This is a genomic window from Bradyrhizobium sp. BR2003, from assembly GCF_009720285.1.
Classification (GTDB): domain Bacteria; phylum Pseudomonadota; class Alphaproteobacteria; order Rhizobiales; family Xanthobacteraceae; genus Bradyrhizobium; species Bradyrhizobium elkanii.
On the sequence record NZ_SMYJ01000014.1, the window covers coordinates 233,179 to 251,358 of the forward strand.

Annotated in this window: 17 protein-coding genes; 4 read left to right on the forward strand and 13 right to left on the reverse strand. The window is 66.2% G+C overall.

Annotation, left to right across the window (positions count from 1 at the left end; translation table 11 throughout):
- Nucleotides 1-27: 27 nt before the first annotated feature.
- The gene (locus E2I15_RS09565; RefSeq protein ID WP_137479676.1) at nucleotides 28-1,107 is read left to right on the forward strand and encodes an alanine racemase; all 1,080 of its coding nucleotides are present in this window, start codon (nucleotides 28-30) and stop codon (nucleotides 1,105-1,107) included.
- A gap of 209 nt (nucleotides 1,108-1,316) precedes the next feature.
- On the opposite strand, the gene E2I15_RS09570 is transcribed toward E2I15_RS09565, so the two are convergent.
- Entirely contained in the window at nucleotides 1,317-2,219 is a 903-nt protein-coding gene (locus tag E2I15_RS09570; protein WP_137479675.1) for a LysR family transcriptional regulator, read from the reverse strand.
- 93 nt (nucleotides 2,220-2,312) lie between these two features.
- On the opposite strand from E2I15_RS09570, the gene E2I15_RS09575 reads away from it, so the two are divergent.
- A complete protein-coding gene (locus E2I15_RS09575; protein WP_137479674.1) occupies nucleotides 2,313-3,530 on the forward strand; it encodes an MFS transporter in 1,218 nt (405 codons plus the stop codon).
- Between the two features lie 91 nt (nucleotides 3,531-3,621).
- Here E2I15_RS09575 and E2I15_RS09580 read toward each other — a convergent pair whose 3' ends face one another.
- From E2I15_RS09580 to E2I15_RS09620, 9 genes are all read right to left on the reverse strand, one after another.
- Complete coding sequence (locus tag E2I15_RS09580) at nucleotides 3,622-4,842, reverse strand: BaiN/RdsA family NAD(P)/FAD-dependent oxidoreductase (protein WP_137479673.1); 1,221 nt, start codon at nucleotides 4,840-4,842, stop codon at nucleotides 3,622-3,624.
- Between the two features lie 2 nt (nucleotides 4,843-4,844).
- Entirely contained in the window at nucleotides 4,845-5,762 is a 918-nt protein-coding gene (locus E2I15_RS09585; protein ID WP_137479672.1) for an SDR family NAD(P)-dependent oxidoreductase, read from the reverse strand.
- A 267-nt stretch (nucleotides 5,763-6,029) separates the two neighbouring features.
- Nucleotides 6,030-6,176, reverse strand: a complete 147-nt coding sequence (locus E2I15_RS09590; protein ID WP_225159189.1) for a hypothetical protein — start codon at nucleotides 6,174-6,176, stop codon at nucleotides 6,030-6,032.
- 194 nt (nucleotides 6,177-6,370) lie between these two features.
- Nucleotides 6,371-6,850 (reverse strand): MaoC family dehydratase, encoded by a 480-nt coding sequence (locus tag E2I15_RS09595; RefSeq protein ID WP_137479671.1) that lies wholly within the window; start codon nucleotides 6,848-6,850, stop codon nucleotides 6,371-6,373.
- A 13-nt stretch (nucleotides 6,851-6,863) separates the two neighbouring features.
- Nucleotides 6,864-8,588 (reverse strand): AMP-binding protein, encoded by a 1,725-nt coding sequence (locus E2I15_RS09600; RefSeq protein WP_137479670.1) that lies wholly within the window; start codon nucleotides 8,586-8,588, stop codon nucleotides 6,864-6,866.
- A 143-nt stretch (nucleotides 8,589-8,731) separates the two neighbouring features.
- Entirely contained in the window at nucleotides 8,732-9,619 is an 888-nt protein-coding gene (gene mmsB / locus E2I15_RS09605) for a 3-hydroxyisobutyrate dehydrogenase (protein WP_137479669.1), read from the reverse strand.
- A gap of 25 nt (nucleotides 9,620-9,644) precedes the next feature.
- Nucleotides 9,645-10,727 carry an enoyl-CoA hydratase/isomerase family protein gene (locus tag E2I15_RS09610; protein WP_137479668.1) on the reverse strand — a complete coding sequence of 361 codons (1,083 nt, stop codon included), beginning with the start codon at nucleotides 10,725-10,727 and terminating at the stop codon, nucleotides 9,645-9,647.
- Nucleotides 10,724-11,869 (reverse strand): isobutyryl-CoA dehydrogenase, encoded by a 1,146-nt coding sequence (locus tag E2I15_RS09615; RefSeq protein WP_137479667.1) that lies wholly within the window; start codon nucleotides 11,867-11,869, stop codon nucleotides 10,724-10,726. Before E2I15_RS09615 ends, E2I15_RS09610 begins: the two co-directional genes overlap by 4 nt.
- 21 nt (nucleotides 11,870-11,890) lie before the next feature.
- A complete protein-coding gene (locus tag E2I15_RS09620; protein WP_137479666.1) occupies nucleotides 11,891-13,387 on the reverse strand; it encodes a CoA-acylating methylmalonate-semialdehyde dehydrogenase in 1,497 nt (498 codons plus the stop codon).
- 121 nt (nucleotides 13,388-13,508) lie between these two features.
- On the opposite strand from E2I15_RS09620, the gene E2I15_RS09625 reads away from it, so the two are divergent.
- Nucleotides 13,509-14,423, forward strand: coding sequence for a LysR family transcriptional regulator (locus E2I15_RS09625; protein WP_137479665.1), 915 nt, complete (start codon nucleotides 13,509-13,511; stop codon nucleotides 14,421-14,423).
- A 145-nt stretch (nucleotides 14,424-14,568) separates the two neighbouring features.
- On the opposite strand, the gene E2I15_RS09630 is transcribed toward E2I15_RS09625, so the two are convergent.
- Together E2I15_RS09630 and E2I15_RS09635 are read right to left on the reverse strand one after the other, a co-directional pair.
- Nucleotides 14,569-15,180 carry a TetR/AcrR family transcriptional regulator gene (locus tag E2I15_RS09630; protein ID WP_137479664.1) on the reverse strand — a complete coding sequence of 204 codons (612 nt, stop codon included), beginning with the start codon at nucleotides 15,178-15,180 and terminating at the stop codon, nucleotides 14,569-14,571.
- Between the two features lie 60 nt (nucleotides 15,181-15,240).
- Nucleotides 15,241-15,792 (reverse strand): PaaI family thioesterase, encoded by a 552-nt coding sequence (locus E2I15_RS09635; RefSeq protein ID WP_137479663.1) that lies wholly within the window; start codon nucleotides 15,790-15,792, stop codon nucleotides 15,241-15,243.
- A gap of 132 nt (nucleotides 15,793-15,924) precedes the next feature.
- Here E2I15_RS09635 and E2I15_RS09640 point away from each other — a divergent pair, with 132 nt between their 5' ends.
- A complete protein-coding gene (locus E2I15_RS09640) occupies nucleotides 15,925-16,695 on the forward strand; it encodes an enoyl-CoA hydratase (protein WP_137479662.1) in 771 nt (256 codons plus the stop codon).
- 9 nt (nucleotides 16,696-16,704) lie between these two features.
- On the opposite strand, the gene E2I15_RS09645 is transcribed toward E2I15_RS09640, so the two are convergent.
- Nucleotides 16,705-18,117 carry a sensor histidine kinase gene (locus E2I15_RS09645; protein ID WP_137479661.1) on the reverse strand — a complete coding sequence of 471 codons (1,413 nt, stop codon included), beginning with the start codon at nucleotides 18,115-18,117 and terminating at the stop codon, nucleotides 16,705-16,707.
- Nucleotides 18,118-18,180 lie beyond the last annotated feature (63 nt).

The window sequence follows — 18,180 nt, forward strand, 5'->3', positions numbered from 1 at the left end:
TTGTAGGATGGGTAAGAAGGACAGACCATGACCACGCCCCTCGCCGCCAAGATCGCCAAGGAATACGGCACGCCCTGCGCCGTGATCGACATGGACCGGGTCGAGCGCAACATCGCGCGCATCCAGAAGGCCTGCGACGAGGCCGGCGTCGCCAACCGTCCGCACATCAAGACGCACAAGAACCCGATGCTGGCGCAGCTGCAGATCAAGGCCGGCGCCAAAGGCATCACCTGCCAGAAGCTCGGCGAGGCCGAGATCATGGCGGACGCCGGGATCGACAACATCCTGATCAGCTACAATCTGCTCGGCGACGAGAAGATGGCGCGGCTCGGCGCGCTGCAAGGCAAGGCCAACGTTACCGTCGCCGCCGACAATTCCGTCGTCGTAGCCGACCTGCCGAAGGCCGCAGCCGCTTCCGGCCGTCCGCTGTCGGTCGTGGTCGAATGCGACACCGGCCGCAAGCGCGCTGGCGTCGAGACCCCGGCCGAGGCGATCGCGCTGGCGCGCGAGATCGCAACCTCCAAGGGCCTCGCCTTCGCGGGCTTCATGCTGTATCCGACCGAGACCGGCTGGGCGGAGGCGCAGAAATTCTACGACGAGGCGCTGGCCGGCGTTCGCGCCCACGGCCTCGACGCGACAATCGTCTCGACCGGCGGCACGCCGAACCTGAAGAACCTCGGCAAGCTGAAGGGTGGCACCGAGCATCGCTTCGGCACCTACATCTACAACGACCGCATGCAGGTCGCGGCCGGCGTCGCCACCTGGGACGATTGCGCGCTGCACATCTATTCTACCGTCGTCAGCCGCGCCGGCCCCGAGCGCGGCATCCTCGACGCCGGCTCCAAGACGCTAACCTCGGACACCGGCGGCCTCGAAGGTCACGGCCTGATCCTCGAACATCCCGAGGCCAGGATCGCGCGCTTTGCCGAGGAGCATGGCTTCCTCGACCTCTCCCGCAGCAACACGCGGCCCAATGTCGGCGACGTGGTGCGGATCGTGCCCAATCACGTCTGCGTCGTCGTCAACATGATGGAAGAGGTTGTGATGGTGCGCGGTGACGAGATCATCGGTGCGTTGCCGGTGACCGCGCGGGGCAAGCTGCGCTAGGCGTACGCCCGCGCATCCTTCGAGGCTCCCCGAGCAGCGCAATTGCGCGGCTCGGCTCGCACCTCCAGCGACAAAGGCGAAGCCTTTGCGCGGGATGACGCTCTCTCGACCGCCCGATCACGCTCTCTCTGGCCGTCACCCTGAGGTGCGAGCAGAGCGAGCCTCGAAGGACGGCGGCGGGCTAAAGGTCGCGAAGCACAGGAGCCTCGCTACCCATGCATCAGCGCCTGCAGCTCGCGGTCGAGGGCCGCGCGAAACACCTCGATCGGCCGCGCCAGGCGGCCGGCTGGCGGGCGATGCACGATCCAGGCGCGCACCGCGGGATTGAAATCCGCGATCTTCACGGCCTTGAGCCGGCTACGGATCGGGCTTCGTTTCAGCGCCACCGGCGTCACGAGCCCGATGCCGAGCCCGCGCGCCACCAGCGACAGGCGCAGCTCGCTGTCGAGCGCCTCGACGGCGATGTTGAACGGCAGATGCGCCGCATCGAAATGGCGCTTCAGCGTCTGGCGGAAGCCGCAGCCGTCCTGGTTGATCACCCATCCGGTCCGCGACAGCCATTCGAGGTCGACCGACTTCGGCGTCTTCATGTCGCGCGCGACGACGAACACCACCGGCTGCGCGCCGAGGTCGGAGGCCACGAGATCGTCAGGCGGCGCGGTGCCGTCAGGAAGGCAGATCGCCGCGGCATCGAGCTCGTTGCGGCTGACCCGCTCCATGTGGTTGGGCGACCAGCCCGAGACGACGCGCACCGCCAGCGCCGGAAATTCGCCGCGCACCGCATCGAGCGGACCGGTCAGCCCCGCCTCCGACAAGAACGGCGTCAGGCCGAGCCTGAACTCGCCGCGCACCACGCCGTCATTGGCGACGCCTGACTTGAGGTCGTCGAGCATGCGCAGCAGCCGGCGGCCCTGCTCATAGGCCTCGATTCCCGCCGCCGTCGGCTTCAGCGGCTTCGAGAGCCGGTCGAGCAGCTGCGCGCCGAGCATCTCCTCGAGATTCTGGATCCGCCGCGTCACGCCGGGCTGGGTCAGGTTCAGCCGCGCCGAGGCCGCGACGATCGATCCGGTCTCGACCACGGCGACGAACGCCACGAGGTCATGGGTATTCATAACAATCTCGCATATTCTTCATCATCTTATTTGAATTGTAGCATATTAGGCCGATCCCCTAAAGGGGGCCTCGCCACTCCATCGCGAGGCCCCATGACCATCTCCGAAGCCACCAAACTCTCCCCGGCGCGCACCATCGCCGTGCGTCCGCTGATCTGGATCGGCGCCATCACCACCGGCACCGTCGTCACCAATCTGTTTGCGCCGCAGATCCTCGTTGGTCTGATGGGCCGCTCGCTCGGCATGACCGCGCTGCAGGCCGGCCTGATCTCGACGCTGACCCTGCTCGGCTACGCACTCGGACTGCTGCTGCTGGTGCCGCTGGTCGACCTCGTCGAGAACAAGCGGCTGATCCTGCGCACGCTGGCCTGCGCCATCGTGGCGGCGATCGGCACCGCAATGGCGCCGACGCCGCTGATCTTGCTGGCCGCCACCTTCATCCTCGGCGCGTCGTGTGCCGCGATCCAGATGGTGGTGCCGCTGGTGGCGTCGATGGTGCCGCCGGAGCGCCGGGGGCAGGCGATCGGCGATGTCATGAGCGGCCTGATGATCGGCATCCTGCTGTCGCGGCCGATGGCGAGCCTGATCGCGGACAGCTGGAACTGGCGCGGCTACTATGTCACCTCGGCCGTGCTGATGACGGTGCTCGCCGCAGCGCTGGCACGCGCGCTGCCGACGCTGCAGCCGGCGGCGAAGGTCAGCTACGGCGCGCTGCTGCGTTCGTTCCCGACACTGCTGCGCGAGGAGCCGGTGCTACGCGTTCGCTCCTGGACCGCGGCACTGGTGATGGCCTCGTTCACCGCGTTCTGGGCCGCCGTTGCGCTACGCCTGCCGGATACGCCGTTCAAGCTCGACGCCGGGGGCATCGCGCTGTTCGCACTGATCGGCGTCGCCGGCGCTGTCGCAACACCCCTGGCCGGCCGCTGGGGCGACCGCGGCCTGGCGCGGCCGATGCTGATCGGCTCGCACATTCTGATCATTGCATCGCTCGCGCTGTGCGCTTGGGCCGGCGTGCTGGAGTCGCGGATGGCGGCACTCGTCGTGCTGAGCCTCGGCACCATCCTGCTCGATCTCGGCATCACCACCGACCAGACGCTTGGCCGCCGCGCCGTCAACCTGCTGCGGCCCGAGGCGCGCGGCCGGATCAACGGCCTGTTCGTGGCGCTGTTCTTCATCGGCGGCGCGGTCGGCGCGGCAGCGGCATCCGCGGCGTGGAGCTTTGGTGGTTGGACCGCAGTTTGCGCGGTGGCCGCGGCGTTCGGTGTGCTCGGCCTGATCACCGATCTTGCGACGAGGACGGGCTCGGAATGAGCCGTATCCTGTAGCATGGGTAGAACGCAGCGAAACCCATCATGTCTCCGCGCGGAAAGAAGTTGATGGGTTTCGCTGCGCTCTACCCATCCTACGATTGCTGCGCGAGCCAGCTCAACACGCCCTTCCCGGCGGCGACGCCCATTGCAAACGACGCCTGCAACAGATAGCCGCCGGTCGGCGCTTCCCAATCGAGCATCTCGCCGGCGGCGAAGACGCCGGGCAGCCGCCGCAGCATGAACTGCGCGTCGAGTTCGTCGAACCTGATCCCGCCGGCGCTCGAGATCGCGCGTGCGATCGGCGCCACGCCTGACACCTTGATCGGCACCGCATTGATCAGTTCGGCCAATTCGGCCGGCGGCAGCGCGGCCAGCGACCGGCCGGAGGCGACTGCCGCCTCCTGCAACAGCCCGATGCCGACCGGCGAGAGCTGCGCGGCCTTGCGCAGGAAATTGGAAAAGGATTGCTTGCCCTTCGGCGCCGACAGCCGCGCGACCAATTCGTCGCCCGCAGCATCGGGCCGCAACGCCACGCTAAGCACCGCCGCCCTCTTCGCTAGCACCGCCTCGCGCAATTCCGCCGACAATGCGTAGATCGCGCCGCCTTCAATGCCGGAGCGGGTGACGATGGCCTCGCCGCGCACCGTATGCGAACCGATCGTGAGCGCGACGCCCTTGAGCGGCTGGCCCTCGAACCGGTCGCGGAAGATATTGGACCAGGCAACCGTGAAGCCGGAATTGGCTGGCTTGATCGGCGCCACCGCAATGCCCTTCGCGGCAAGGATATCCGCCGAGGCGCCGTCGGAGCCGAGCCGGGGCCAGCTCGCGCCGCCAAGCGCGAGCACGGCTGCATCGGCATTGACCACGCGCGGACCGTCCGGCGTCTCAAACAGCAGTTCACCATTGGCGTCCCATCCAACCCAGCGATGCCGGAATGCGAACGCGACGCCCGCGGCATCGAGCCGCCGTAGCCAGGCACGCAGCAATGGCGATGCCTTGAACGCTTTTGGAAACACCCGGCCGCTGCTGCCGACAAAAGTCGGCTGCCCCAGCACCTCGCTCCAGGCGCGCAAGGCATCGGGTGGAAATGCCTCGATCGCAGCCTTCAGATGCGGCATCGCCTCGCGATAGCGCGCAAGGAAATCCGGCAGCGGCTCGGAGTGGGTGAGATTGAGCCCGCCACGGCCGGCCATCAGGAACTTGCGGCCGGCCGACGGCATCGCGTCGTAGACGGTGACCTCAGCGCCACCCTGCGCAAGCACCTCCGCCGCCATCAGGCCGGCGGGACCGGCTCCGATGACGGCGACGACCATGCTCAGAGCTTGATCCCGGCCCGCGCGGCGGCCTGGGCGACATACTTCTGTGTCTGCTCGAACGCGCCCTGCAGCGCCTTCGCGGTCGACATGTCGCTGATCGCATTGAAGTGCGCGGCGACGCCGTCCGGCGTCCATTCGGACTGCGGCAGGTTGACGCCTTCGGTCTCCAGCACGCGGATCACCGCAAACGAGCCGGCGCCGGCGCCCATGATGGTGCGGGTCGGAGCGTCCTCCGAGAGCAGGAATTCGACCGCGGGCGTTATCGCTTCCGGCTTCATCAGCGCCAGCGCCTGCGGCGGCAGCAGTTCCTCGGTCATGCGGGTCGCAGCCGTCGGCGAGATGGTGTTGACCTTGATGTTGTTCTTGCGGCCCTCTTCGGCGAGCACGTTCATCAGGCCGACCATACCGGCCTTCGCCGCGCCGTAATTGGTCTGGCCGAAATTGCCGAACAGGCCGGACGACGAAGTGGTCAGCACGATGCGGCCGTAATTGCGCTCGCGCATGCCGGCCCAGACCGCCTTGCAGCAGTAGAAGCTGCCGGTGAGATGCACGTCGAGCACCTTGGCCCAGTCGGCGACCTCGAGCTTGGCGAACGACTTGTCGCGCAGGATGCCGGCATTGGCGCACAACAGATCGACGCTGCCCCACTCCTTGGTGGCGCGCTCGACCATCGCGGTGACCTGCTCGAAGTTCGAGACGTCGGCGCCGTCGGCCATCGCGGTGCCGCCGGCCTTGCGGATCTCCTCGACCACGGTCTCGGCCGGCGACAGCGAGCCGCCGGTGCCGTCGCGCGCGCCGCCGAAATCGTTGACCACGACCTTGGCGCCGCGGCTGGCGAGCCCCAGCGCATGCGCCCGTCCGAGACCATTGCCCGCGCCGGTGACGATAGCGACGCGTCCGTCAAACCTGATTGCCATGCTTGCATTCCTGCTCTGACTTCCCTTCTCGCCTTGTGGGAGAAGGTGGCGCGGCGAGCGCGCCGGATGAGGGGCTCTCTCCACGGATGAGCACGCGGAGAGAGATCCCTCACCCGGCTTCATCTCGCTCCGCTCGATTTCTCCACCCTCTCCCACAAGGGGAGAGCGTGCACGCCCGAGCGGCATGAAAAGGTTGGGTACTTTTGAGCAGCGATGGATGGCCGGGTCAAGCCCGGCCGGGGCAGCCAGGCACGGCCACCGGGCGCGCTAGACCGAAGGGGTCATCGACCCGCAGGGTTTCAGGCTTTTGAGCAGATGCCCGCTCCAGCACTCGTGATGCTCTTGAGCGTAGCTAATCGCACCGATCACAATCAAAGCGACTACGACAATTCCGGCGACGATGTTTTGCACCATGGCTGCCACTCCCGGGACCGCACCGCCTAAAGCGGGCATCATGGACACCAGGGAACACAGCCGTCAATCCGCTACATAGACCAGAGCAGCGCACCGCTCAAAAAACAGATGGGGGTGGCTCGCTCCACCTCCCCCGCTTGCGGGAGAGGTGGCGCAACCCTTCGCGGTTGCAACACAACCGCGTCTTGCGACCCTCAGCTGAAATAGATCAGGCCGAGCCAGTCGGCGACCAGCGCGGGCTTTTCCTCGCCTTCGATCTCGACCGTGACGTTGGTGCGCGACAACAACTCCTTCGGCTTGCGCAGCGTGGCTTCGGCCAGCACGAAGCGGCCGCGAACACGTTTTCCGGACCGCACCGGCGAGATGAAGCGCAGCTTGTCGAAGCCGTAGTTGACGCCCATCGCGGTGCCCTCGAGCACCGGCATCACCTCGTAGGACATGATCGACATCAGCGACATCGTGAGGAAGCCATGGGCGATCGTGGTGCCGAAGGCGGTCTCCTTCCTGGCGCGCTCGGGATCGACATGGATGAACTGGTGATCCTCGATCACGTCGGCATAGGTGTCGATGCGGCCCTGATCGAGCAGATGCCACGAGGACACGCCGATCTCCTTGCCGACCATGCCCTGGTAGATTTCCAGCGACACCGGCGGCTTCTTCCAGACTTCGTTCATTGGCTAACCTCTGCTAACCGGAGGTCCGCACCTTCTGCAGCTCCGGAAATTCTTCCTCGCGGAACTCGAGCCCGCGCAACGCATCGCTTCTGACATCGTCATGTTCGAGCCGGCGCAACTGCACGCGACGGATTTTTCCAGAAATCGTCTTCGGCAGTTCGGTGACCAGTTCGAGCTTGCGGATGCGTTTAAACGGTGCGAGCCGCGTGTGCAAATGTTTGAAGATCGACAGCGCGGTCTCCGGCGTGCGCTCGACACCCGACACCAGCAGCACATAGGCCTTGGGAACCGCGAGCCGGATCGGATCCGGGCTCGGCACCACGGCGGCTTCCGCCACCGCGTCGTGCTCGAGCAGCACGCTTTCCAGCTCGAACGGCGAGATGCGGTAGTCGGAGGATTTGAACACGTCGTCGGTGCGGCCGACGAAGGTGAGATAGCCCTCGTCATCGGTGAACACGACGTCGCCGCTGCGATAGATTTCGCCGTCGGTGCCGATCAGCTTGCCGTCGTCGCCCTGGTAGCCCTGCATCAGGCCCGCGGGCCGGTCTGCGCCGAGCAGCAAGGTCACCTCGCCCTCCTTCGCGGCGTGGCCGTCATTGTCGGTGACCTGCACGCGATAACCCGGCAGCGGCCGGCCCATCGAGCCGACCTTCACCTTCTGTCCCGGCGAGTTGCCGGCCAGCGCGGTGGTTTCGGTCTGGCCGTAGCCGTCGCGGATGGTGAGGCCCCAGGCCGATTTGACCTGATCGATGATCTCAGGGTTGAGCGGCTCGCCGGCGCCGCACACCTCGCGCAGCGAGACCTTGAAGCTCGCGAGATCCTCCTGGATGAACATCCGCCACACCGTCGGCGGCGCGCACAGCGTGGTGACGCCGCAGCGGCCAATGATCGAGAGCAATCCTTTCGCCTCGAAGCGCGGCTGGTTCGCGATAAAGATCGCAGCGCCGGCATTCCACGGCGCGAAGAAGCAGCTCCAGGCATGCTTGGCCCAGCCGGGCGAAGAGATGTTGAGATGGATGTCGGCGGGTTGCAGGCCGATCCAGTACATGGTCGAAAGATGGCCGACCGGATAGCTGCGCTGGCTGTGCCGCACCAGCTTCGGCTTTGCCGTGGTGCCCGAGGTGAAATAGAGCAGCATCGGGTCGTCGGCCCCGGTCGGGCCATCGGGCGCGAATGCATCGGACTGCCTGGCGGCATCCTCAAACGGCAGCCAGCCGTCCTGCGCCTGCGTCGCGCCGACCACGATGCGGACGAACTGGTCGCTGCCGAGGCCTGCGAACTTCGCGACCTGATCCTGGGTCGCAACCACCGCCCTCGCCTTGCCGCGGTCGAGCCGGTCGCGCAACTCATCCGCGGTCAATAGCGTGGTCGCGGGGATCACGACGACGCCGAGCTTCATCGCCGCCAGCATGGTCTCCCATAGCGGTACCACATTGCCGAGCAGCAGCAACAGATGATCGCCGCGCTTCAGCCCCTGCGCGCGCAGGAAATTCGCAACCCGGTTTGAGCGGCGCGACAGCTCGGCGAAGGAAAGCTTGGTTTCGTTGCCGCTGGCGGCATCGACGATCCAGAGCGCCGGCCGGTCGCGGCTGTCAGCATTGTGCGCCAGCTCGGCGTCGAACCAGTCGAGCGCCCAGTTGAACGGCACCGGATCGGGCCAGCGAAATCCCTTCACCGCGGCATCGTACTCGGTGCGGTGCTTGAGCAGAAAGGCGCGTGCGTCCTGAAATGTGGTCATCTTCTTCCGAGCCCGTTGATTGGCAACCAGCGTCACCGTCAAGCGTAGCCCGGATGGAGCGAAGCGCAATCCGGGGGCGGTCGCGCCAGTCGATAAAGCAGTCCCGGATTTCGCTGCGCTCCATCCGGGCTACGAGTGCACAGCTACTTTCCAGCGAGGCTGCGAACGTGCTGGATAATTCCGGAAAAGTCGACCCCGCCGTGGCCCGACGCGTCGAAGGTCTTATAGATCTCCTGCGCGTGCTTGCCGAGCGGTGTGACCGCGCCGGCGGCATTGGCGGCGTCTTGCGCCAAGGTCAGGTCCTTGACCATCAGGTTCGAAGCAAAACCCGGCTTGTAGTCGTTGTTGGCCGGCGAGGTCGGCACCGGACCGGGAACCGGGCAATAGGTGGTCAGCGACCAGCACTGTCCCGACGAGGTCGAGGCGACGTCGAACAGCGCCTGATGCGACAGGCCGAGCTTTTCGGCCAGCACGAAGGCTTCGCCAACCGCGATCATGGAAATGCCGAGGATCATGTTGTTGCAGATCTTGGCCGCCTGCCCGGCACCGCCCGTGCCGCAATGCACGATCTTCTTGCCCATGTTGGCCAACATCGGCTGGGCCGCCGCGAATGCCTTCGGCTCGCCGCCGCACATGAAGGTCAGCGTCGCGCCCTTGGCGCCGCCGGTGCCGCCGGAGACCGGCGCATCGACCGAGGCCATGCCGTGCTTGGCAGCCAGCGCATGCGCCTGCTTGGCGCTTTCGACGTCGATGGTCGAGCAGTCGATGATCAGCGCGCCCTTGGCCATCGCCGGAAGCACCTCGTTCCAGACGCCGAGCACATGCTTGCCGGCGGGCAGCATGGTGATGACGACATCGGCGCCCTTCACCGCGCCGACGCCACTCTCGGCGATCGCGGCACCGTCGCTCTTGGCCTGATCGCGGGATGCCGCGACCAGATCGAACGCGGTCACCTTGTGGCCGGCCTTGACCAGATTGGCCGCCATCGGCCCGCCCATATTGCCGAGCCCGATGAATGCGACGTTTGCCATGGGAAGTCCTCCGCTTGCGACGTTTCTATTTGCTGTCTGGAAATTTCAATTCGTCGGCGCCGATCTCGGCGAAGTAAGGCGCGACCATCTCAGGCGTCACTTGTTCGATCCGGGGCGGCGACCATGTCGGATTGCGATCCTTGTCGATCACGGCGGCGCGCACGCCCTCGCGGAAATCGTCGCTCGCGAACACTTCGAGCGCGGCGCGATATTCGCGCACCAGGCACTCCTCCAGCGTCGCGGTCTCGCGCGCGAGCCGCAGCAATTTCAGCGTCACCACCATGCCGCGCGGCGACTTCTCGCCGAGCGTCTTCAGCGTGCCCCGTGCCATGTCGGAGCCGTCGGCCGTCAGCGCGGCGACGACGTCCTGCATCCGGCCGCGCGCGAACCAGCCATCGATCCTGGCCTGCATCGCGGCGACGGGGCCAGCCGTCTCGCCGATGGCAAAGCCTCCGATCAGCCGGTCGATCTCGGCCGAACCCGTGCCCGGCGCAACCTTGGTCAGCGCCTCGCGCAGCGCCGGCAGCTTCGCGCTCGGCACTACTGCATCGGCGAACTTGGCGTAGATCGCATCGGGACCGTTCATGGTGGTGCCGGTCAGCCCGAAATAGGTGCCGATCTCGCCGGGCGAGCGCGACAGCAGATAGGTGCCGCCGACATCGGGGAAGAAGCCGAGCCCGACCTCGGGCATCGCGAGCTTGGTCCGCTCCGTCACCACGCGGTGGCGGCTGTGCGCCGACAGCCCGACGCCGCCGCCCATCACGATGCCATCCATGAAGGCGACGTAGGGTTTTGGGAATTTCTTGATCCGCGCGTTGAGGATGTATTCGTCGCGCCACAGGATCTTGCCGAGATCGCCCTTGACCCTGGAGCTTTCCCAGAGTGCGCGGATATCGCCGCCGGCGCACAGGCCGCGGTCGCCGGCGCCTTCCAGCACGACGACAGCGACATCGCCATCGGCCTCGAACAGGTTGAGCGCCCTGTCGATGTCGTGGAACATCTCCAGCGTCACGGCATTGATCGCCTTCGGCCGGTTCAGCCGGATGATGCCGGCAGAACCTTCCTTGCGCGCGATCAGATCGCCTTCGGCCGCTGCCGCATCGTTCATCGCGCGCCCTCGATCAACTTGCGCGACACGATCAGCCGCATGATTTCATTGGTGCCTTCAAGGATCTGGTGCACGCGCAGATCGCGCACGATCTTCTCGACGCCGTATTCGCTGAGATAGCCGTAGCCGCCATGCAGTTGCAGCGCCTGGTTGGCGACCTCGAAGCCGACGTCGGTACCGAACCGCTTTGCCATCGCGCACAGCATGGAAGCGTCCGGATCCTTGCGGTCGAGCGCCGCGGCCGCGCGCCACAGGAAGGTGCGCGCGGCTTCCAGTTCGGTCGCCATGTCGGCGATCTTGAACTGCAGCGCCTGGAACTCGTCGAGGCGCTTCCCGAAAGCCTTGCGGTCCCTCATGTAGGCCAGCGCCTTGTCGAGCGCCGCCTGCGCGCCGCCGAGCGAGCACGCCGCGATGTTGAGCCGGCCGCCGTCGAGCCCGGCCATCGCGATCTTGAAGCCGATGCCCTCCTCGCCGAGCCGGTTCGCGACCGGCACGCACGCGTTCTCGAACATCACGGCGCGGGTCGGCTGCGCATTCCAGCCCATCTTGCGCTCATTGTTGCCGAACGACACGCCCGGCGTCTTGCCGTCGATCACCAGCGTCGAGACGCCGCCCGGACCATCGCCGCCGGTGCGGACCATCGCCACCAGCAGGTCGGTGCTGCCGGCGCCCGAGATGAACTGCTTCTGGCCATTGAGCACGTAGTGATCGCCGTCGCGTACCGCACGGGTGCGCAGCGCAGCGGCGTCAGAGCCGGCGCCCGGCTCGGTGAGGCAGTAGCTGGCGATCAGTTCCATGGTGCAGAGCTTCGGCAGCCATGTGTGGCGCTGGGTGTCGTTGCCATAGGCATCGATCATCCAGGACGCCATGTTGTGGATCGAGATGAAGGCCGACGTGGTCGGGCACCCCGTCGCCAACGCCTCGAAGATCAACGCGGCGTCGAACCGCGTCATCGCCGAGCCGCCGACATCGTCCCTGATATAGATGCCGCCGATGCCGAGGCCGGCCGCCTCGCGCATCACGTCGACCGGAAAGTGCTTTGTCTCGTCCCATTCGAGCGCATGCGGCGCGATCTTCTCCGCCGCAAACGCCCGCGCCATGTCGCGAACCGCGATCTGGTCCTCGTTGAGAGCGAACTGCATGCTTCGCCTCTCGGGACGAGTCTACTTCATCGTCGGGATCGAGAACTCCGCGCCTTCCTTGACGCCGGACGGCCAACGCGAGGTCACCGTCTTGGTCTTGGTGTAGAAGCGGATCGAGTCCGGACCGTGCTGGTTGAGATCGCCGAAGCCGGACTTCTTCCAGCCGCCGAAGGTGTAATAGGCGATCGGCACCGGGATCGGCACGTTGATGCCGACCATGCCGACATTGACCTTGGCGGCGAAGTCGCGCGCGGCGTCGCCGTCGCGGGTGAAGATCGCGACACCATTGCCGTAGTCATGGTCGGACGGCAGCGCCAGCGCCTCGTGATAGTCGTGGGCGCGCACCACCGAGAGCACCGGGCCGAAGATCTCTTCCTTGTAGATCCGCATGTCCTTGGTGACGTTGTCGAACAGCGAACCGCCGAGATAGAAGCCCTTCTCGTAGCCCTGCATCTTGAAGCCACGACCGTCGACCGCGAGCGTCGCGCCTTCCTTGATGCCGATGTCGATGTAGTTCTTGACCTTCTCGACCGCCTCGCGGGTCACCAGCGGGCCGTAATCGGCCGACGGATCGACCGAGGTGCCGATCTTGAGCGACTCGACGCGCGGGATCAGCTTCTCCATCAGACGGTCGGCGGTGGTCTTGCCGACGGGGACTGCGACCGAGACCGCCATGCAGCGCTCGCCGGCGGAGCCGTAGCCGGCGCCGATCAGCGCATCGACGGTCTGGTCCATGTCGGCATCCGGCATCACGATGGCGTGGTTCTTGGCGCCGCCGAAGCACTGGCAGCGCTTGCCGGTCTGCGCGGCGCGCTCGTAGATATACTGCGCGATCGGGGTCGAGCCGACGAAGCCGATCGCCTTGATATCGGGATCGTCGAGGATGGCGTCGACCGCCTCCTTGTCGCCGTTGACGACGTTCAGGATGCCGGCCGGCAGGCCCGCCTCGATCATCAGTTCGGCGAGCGCCATCGGCACGCCGGGATCGCGCTCCGACGGCTTCAGGATGAAGGCGTTGCCGCAGGCGATCGCCGGCGCGAACTTCCACATCGGGATCATCGCCGGGAAATTGAACGGCGTGATGCCGGCGACCACGCCGAGCGGCTGGCGCATCGAATAGATGTCGATGCCGGGGCCGGCGCCCTCGGTGTACTCGCCCTTCATCAAATGCGGGATGCCGCAGGCAAACTCGGCGACCTCGAGGCCTCGCTGGATGTCGCCTTTGGCGTCGGGAACGGTCTTGCCGTGCTCGCGCGCCAGCAGCTCGGCGAGCTTGTCGTAGTCGCGCTGCACCAGCTCGAGGAACCGCATCATGACGCGGGCGCGGCGCTGCGGGTTGGTGGCGGCCCATTCCGGCTGCGCGGCCTTGGCGTTCTCGACCGCGGCGCGGAGCTCGGCCTTGGAGGCCAGCGCCACCTTGGCCTGGACCTCGCCGGTCATCGGCTCGAAGACGTCAGCCGTGCGGCCCGACGTGCCCTTGACCTCCTCGCCACCGATGAAATGTCCGATTGAGCGCATGGAAAAACCTCCCTGAAGCACCTGAATCGCCGCTCCTCGCGGCAGGATCGCTTTACAAACCCTATTGACCCTGCATTTTATGGGATTCAAGTCCGATAAATTGCACCATAGATGTGCGGAAATGCTGGATCAAGGCGGCGGCACAATCGACTGGGACGACTTCCGTTTCGTGCTCGCAATCGTGCGCGGCGGGTCGGTTTCAGCTGCCGCCAAGCAGCTCGGCGTCGATCATGCCACAGTGATCCGCCGTGTCGACCGGCTGGAGCGCCACCTTTCCGCAAAACTGTTTGATCGGCGCAAGACCGGCTATCTGCTGACTGAGGCCGGCCAGCGCGTCGCCGACAGCGCGGAGGCGATGGAATCCACCATCGTCGCCAACCAGGAGGCGGTCGGCGGCTCGCGCGCCCATCTTACCGGCACCGTGCGGATCGGCGCGCCCGACGGCTTCGGCAGTCACTTCCTGGCCTCGCGGCTGGTCAAGTTCACCGAGCGGTATCCCGATCTCGATCTGCAGCTCGTCGCCACCGCGCGGCTGTTCTCGCTCTCCAAGCGCGAGGCCGACATCGCGATCAGCCTGACGATGCCGAAGGAAGGCCGCATCGTCGGCCGCAAGCTCCTGGACTACACGCTCGGGCTTTATGCCGCACCCGCCTATCTCGCCCAGGCGCCTGTCATCGCCGCACGCGCCGACCTGCCGCGGCATCGCTTCGTCGGCTACATCGAGGAGCTCTTGTTCACGCCGGAGCTCGACTACCTGCCGCAGGTCTCGCCAAAGATCTCCGCGAAATTCCGCAGCGCCAATCTGATCGCGCAGCTCAACGCCACCATCGCCGGCTTCGGCATCGCGGTGCTGCCGCACTTCATGGCTACAGCCCACCCCGAGTTGCGGCCGGTGCTGCCGGACGAGGTGCGTATCTCCCGCACCTTCTGGCTCCTGATGCACGCCGACAGCAAGGACCTCGCCCGCATCCGCGCCGTGGCGGATTACATCTACGAGACGGTGGAAGCCGAGCGCGCGCTGTTCAGCGGGATGTAGTCTCTCCGTCGTTCCGGCGAAGGCCGGGACCCATAACCACGAGTGCGCATCGTTGGCGACATGACGGCACCAGCGAGGTCAAACAACTGATACTTGGGGTAATGGGTCCCGCCTTCGCCGGGACGACGATAGGGAAAGATCGCGGCTAATTCACCTTCTTCTTCGCCGGCGCCTTCGCGGCCGTCGCACGCGCCAGCACCGCCTCGCGGCCCGCGGACAGGATCTCGTCGGACATTTCGCCGCTGCCGGCGATGCGCGACATCACGATGGTGCCCATCATGGTCGCCAGCGTCGCCGTCGCCTGCTTGCGGGCGGCCTTGCGCGGCACGTCGAGGATCTGGTCGGCCATCATGTCGATCATCTGGTCGAGCTTGAGGGCGAACGCCTTGCGGGTCTTCGGGCTTTCGCGGGCGATCTCGGCGCCGAGCGCCGGGATCGCGCAGCCCTGGCCGGGATCGTCGCGGTGCATCGCCGAAAGATAGCCATCGATGATGGTTGAAAGCCGCTTCTCCGGCGGCGTGTCCGCGGCGACCTTGCGCCAGCGCTCGATGGCGCGGTCCATCGCGTAGCTGAAGGCCTCGATCACCAGCGCCTCGCGCGAATCGAAATGCGCGTAGAAGCCGCCATGGGTCAGGCCGGCGTCCTTCATCAGGTCGGCGACGCCGATGCCGTGCGCGCCCCGCTCGCGCAGCCGCGTCGCGGCCTTCTTGACGATCCGCGCGTGGGTCTCCTGCTTGTGTTCTTTCGAGTAGCGCATGCCAGTCTCATGGAATGTTTCTAATCATATAATAGCAGATTTGCGGCCGGAATGCTGCAGTTATTTCACCGTGTCGGCCATTTTGGGTTCCCCACCGAGCATCGAGAATATCGCGGTCGCGTGCACCGCAAGATTGCCCCTGCCGTCGCGCACGAAGCCCTCGGTGTAGCTAGTCTGGCGGCCGAGCTTGATCACCTTGCCTTCGGCGCTGATGGTGCCCGAACGCGCCGACAGCGGCCGCAGATAGGTCAGCTTGAGGTCGAGCGTGACCGAGGTCTGCCCCGCCGGCAGCATGGTCGAGATCGCGCAGCCCATCGCGGTATCGAGCAGCGCCGCGGCGGTCGCGCCATGGAGCAGGCCGACGGTGTTCTCGAGGCTCTCATGCGGCTCGAGTTCCATCACGATGCGGCCCTCGTCGACCACCGCCATGCGGAAGCCGATCAGTTTGGCCATCGGCGGCGGCGGCAACCGGCCGTCGCGGATCGCGCGCATCGCCTCGATCCCGGACATCGGCGCCGCCGCCTTCGCCACCGGTCCGGGCGCCTGCCATTCCACCATGCGGACGCGCAGCAGATCGGGCGAATGAAGATCGATGCTTTCGGCGGCGGTCATGACGGCTCCATTTATATGATGAATATAATTCTATATGTCCGTACCGCGCCGCGCAACCGCAGGACCGGCGCTTGACAGCGACCTGCTTTGTCCGGGACATGGCGCGATCGATTCCTGCGCCGGGACCAACCCATGGACATGCTCAATCCCCACTGCGGCATCGACCGCGACTCCAGAGGCGTCGTCCGCCTCACGATCTGCAACGCCGGCAAGCTGAACATCGTGAGTTCAGCCGTCACCAACGGCGTGCGTGAGGGCTTTGAGCACGTGGCCGCCGACCGCGACATCCGCGTCGTGATCCTCGCCGGCGAAAGCGAGCGCAGCATGATCGGCGGCGCCGACATCAAGGAAATGGCGACGCTCGACCAAAAATCCGCTGAAGCATTCATCAGCCGGCTGCGCGACCTCTGCGAGGCCGTGCGCAAATTCCCGGCGCCGGTGATCGCCCGCCTGCCCGGCTGGTGCCTCGGCGGCGGCCTCGAGGTCGCGGCCGCCTGCGACGTCCGCGTTGCCGCGCATGACGCGATGTTCGGCATGCCCGAGGTGCGCGTCGGCATCCCCTCGGTGATCCACGCCGCGCTGCTGCCGCGCCTGATCGGCTGGGGCCGCGCCCGCTGGCTGATGATGACCGCCGAGAACATCGACGCCCAAACCGCACTCGCCTGGGGCCTGGTCGACACGGTGGCAAAGCCCGGCGGCCTTGACGACGCCGTCGAGCACACCGTCAAGGCGCTGCTCGAATGCGGCCCCGAGGCGCTGCGGATCCAGAAGGACCTGCTGCGGCAATGGGAAGAGCTGCCGCTGACCGAATCGGTCAACGTCAGCGTCGGCGTGTTCGGAAAGTCGTTCCAGACCGGCGAGCCGCAGCGGCTGCTGCAGGGATTCCTGGACCGGAAGCGGTAGGCGGCCCGCTCAGCTCGAGACGGGGATCTCGATCAGGACCAGCGTGCCGCGGCCCGGCTCGCTCTCCAGCGCGATCCGGCCGCTCAACGACGACACCACGGTATTGAAGGCGATGTGCAAACCGAGCCCGATATTGCCCCGCTCCCGCCCGGTGGTGAAGAACGGATCGAACACGCGGGCCTGCAAATCCTCGCGGATGCCGACGCCCTGATCGGCGCAGGCGATCCGGGCGAGCGCCTGATCCGGCTGCGTCACCGTCATGGTGAAGCGTCCGCCGCCGCCGTCGGGATAGGCGTGCGCCGCCGCGTTGAACGCCAGGTTGCTGATCACCTGCGCCAGCGCGCCGGGATAGCTGTTGAGGATGATGCCTTGCGGGCACGTGACTTCGACGACCAATCCCTGACGGGACAGCAGCGGCCCAAGCTTTGAGATCAGATCAGAGAGCCAGCCGCCGAGTTCGAACGTGTGACGCTCCTCGTCGGCCTGATGGATGGCGACCTGCTTGAAGCTGTGCACCATCTCGGATGCCCGATGCAGGTTTTCCGAGGTCAGCCGAAGGCCGTTCCCGATCCGTGCAATGCCCCTTGTCAGGTCGGAGCGCCGGACGGCGGTGCCGTTCAGCGCCTCGCTCATCGCGCGAAGGTCCGCCTCCATGGTGGTTGACGTGGTCAGCGCGAGGCCGAGCGGCGTGCTGACCTCGTGTGCGACACCGGCGACGAGTTGCCCGAGCGAGGCCAGCTTCTCGGCCTGCACGAGGTGCGATTGCGTCGCGTGCAAATCGCGCAACGAGGCTTCCGAGCGCTCCTTTTCCTGCTTCAGCGCCTGCGCCGTCCGGAACTGCTGGCGCGCGCGGAACTCGCGGGCGGCGACGGCGTAGAGCGACAGCGCATAGGCGTTGATGACGAGCGAATGATTGATGAAGCGCAAGCCCGGTGGCAACGCAGGCCCGAGCGATTCAGCGGTGCACAGCGCAATCCATGTCGTGAGACAGAACACCGCCAGCGGCCCGATCCGCAGCGGCAGCATGGTCGAGACGAACAGGATCACCATGATCATGCCGGGCGCCGCATAGGTGAATCCCGAGGGCAGCACGAGGTAGACGCTCGGCAGCACGCAGCCTGGAATGACGCAATAGACGAGGAAGATCGTCTCGGCCCACGGCTTCATCGCGGGCAGCGAGAGCAAGGCGGTGAGCGGCAGCAGGACCAGCACGGCGACCCCGCCGCGGATTGCCAGCGTGGTCGCCACGACGTCGGGATAGAGCACCCAATCCCAGAACGCATATCCGGCATAGGTGAAAGCGCCGAGCAGCATCGCGACCTGGGTCCAGCCGATATTGCCCCTCACGTACTGGTCGACAAATCGGCGCTCCTCGACGATGTCGTCGAAGCGCAGTCCAAGGCGGGTCAAAAGACGGAGCATTACGGTACTAAAGTATGAAAGGTCTTGGTGCTGGAATGGGAGCGTTGAAAATGATCTACGACA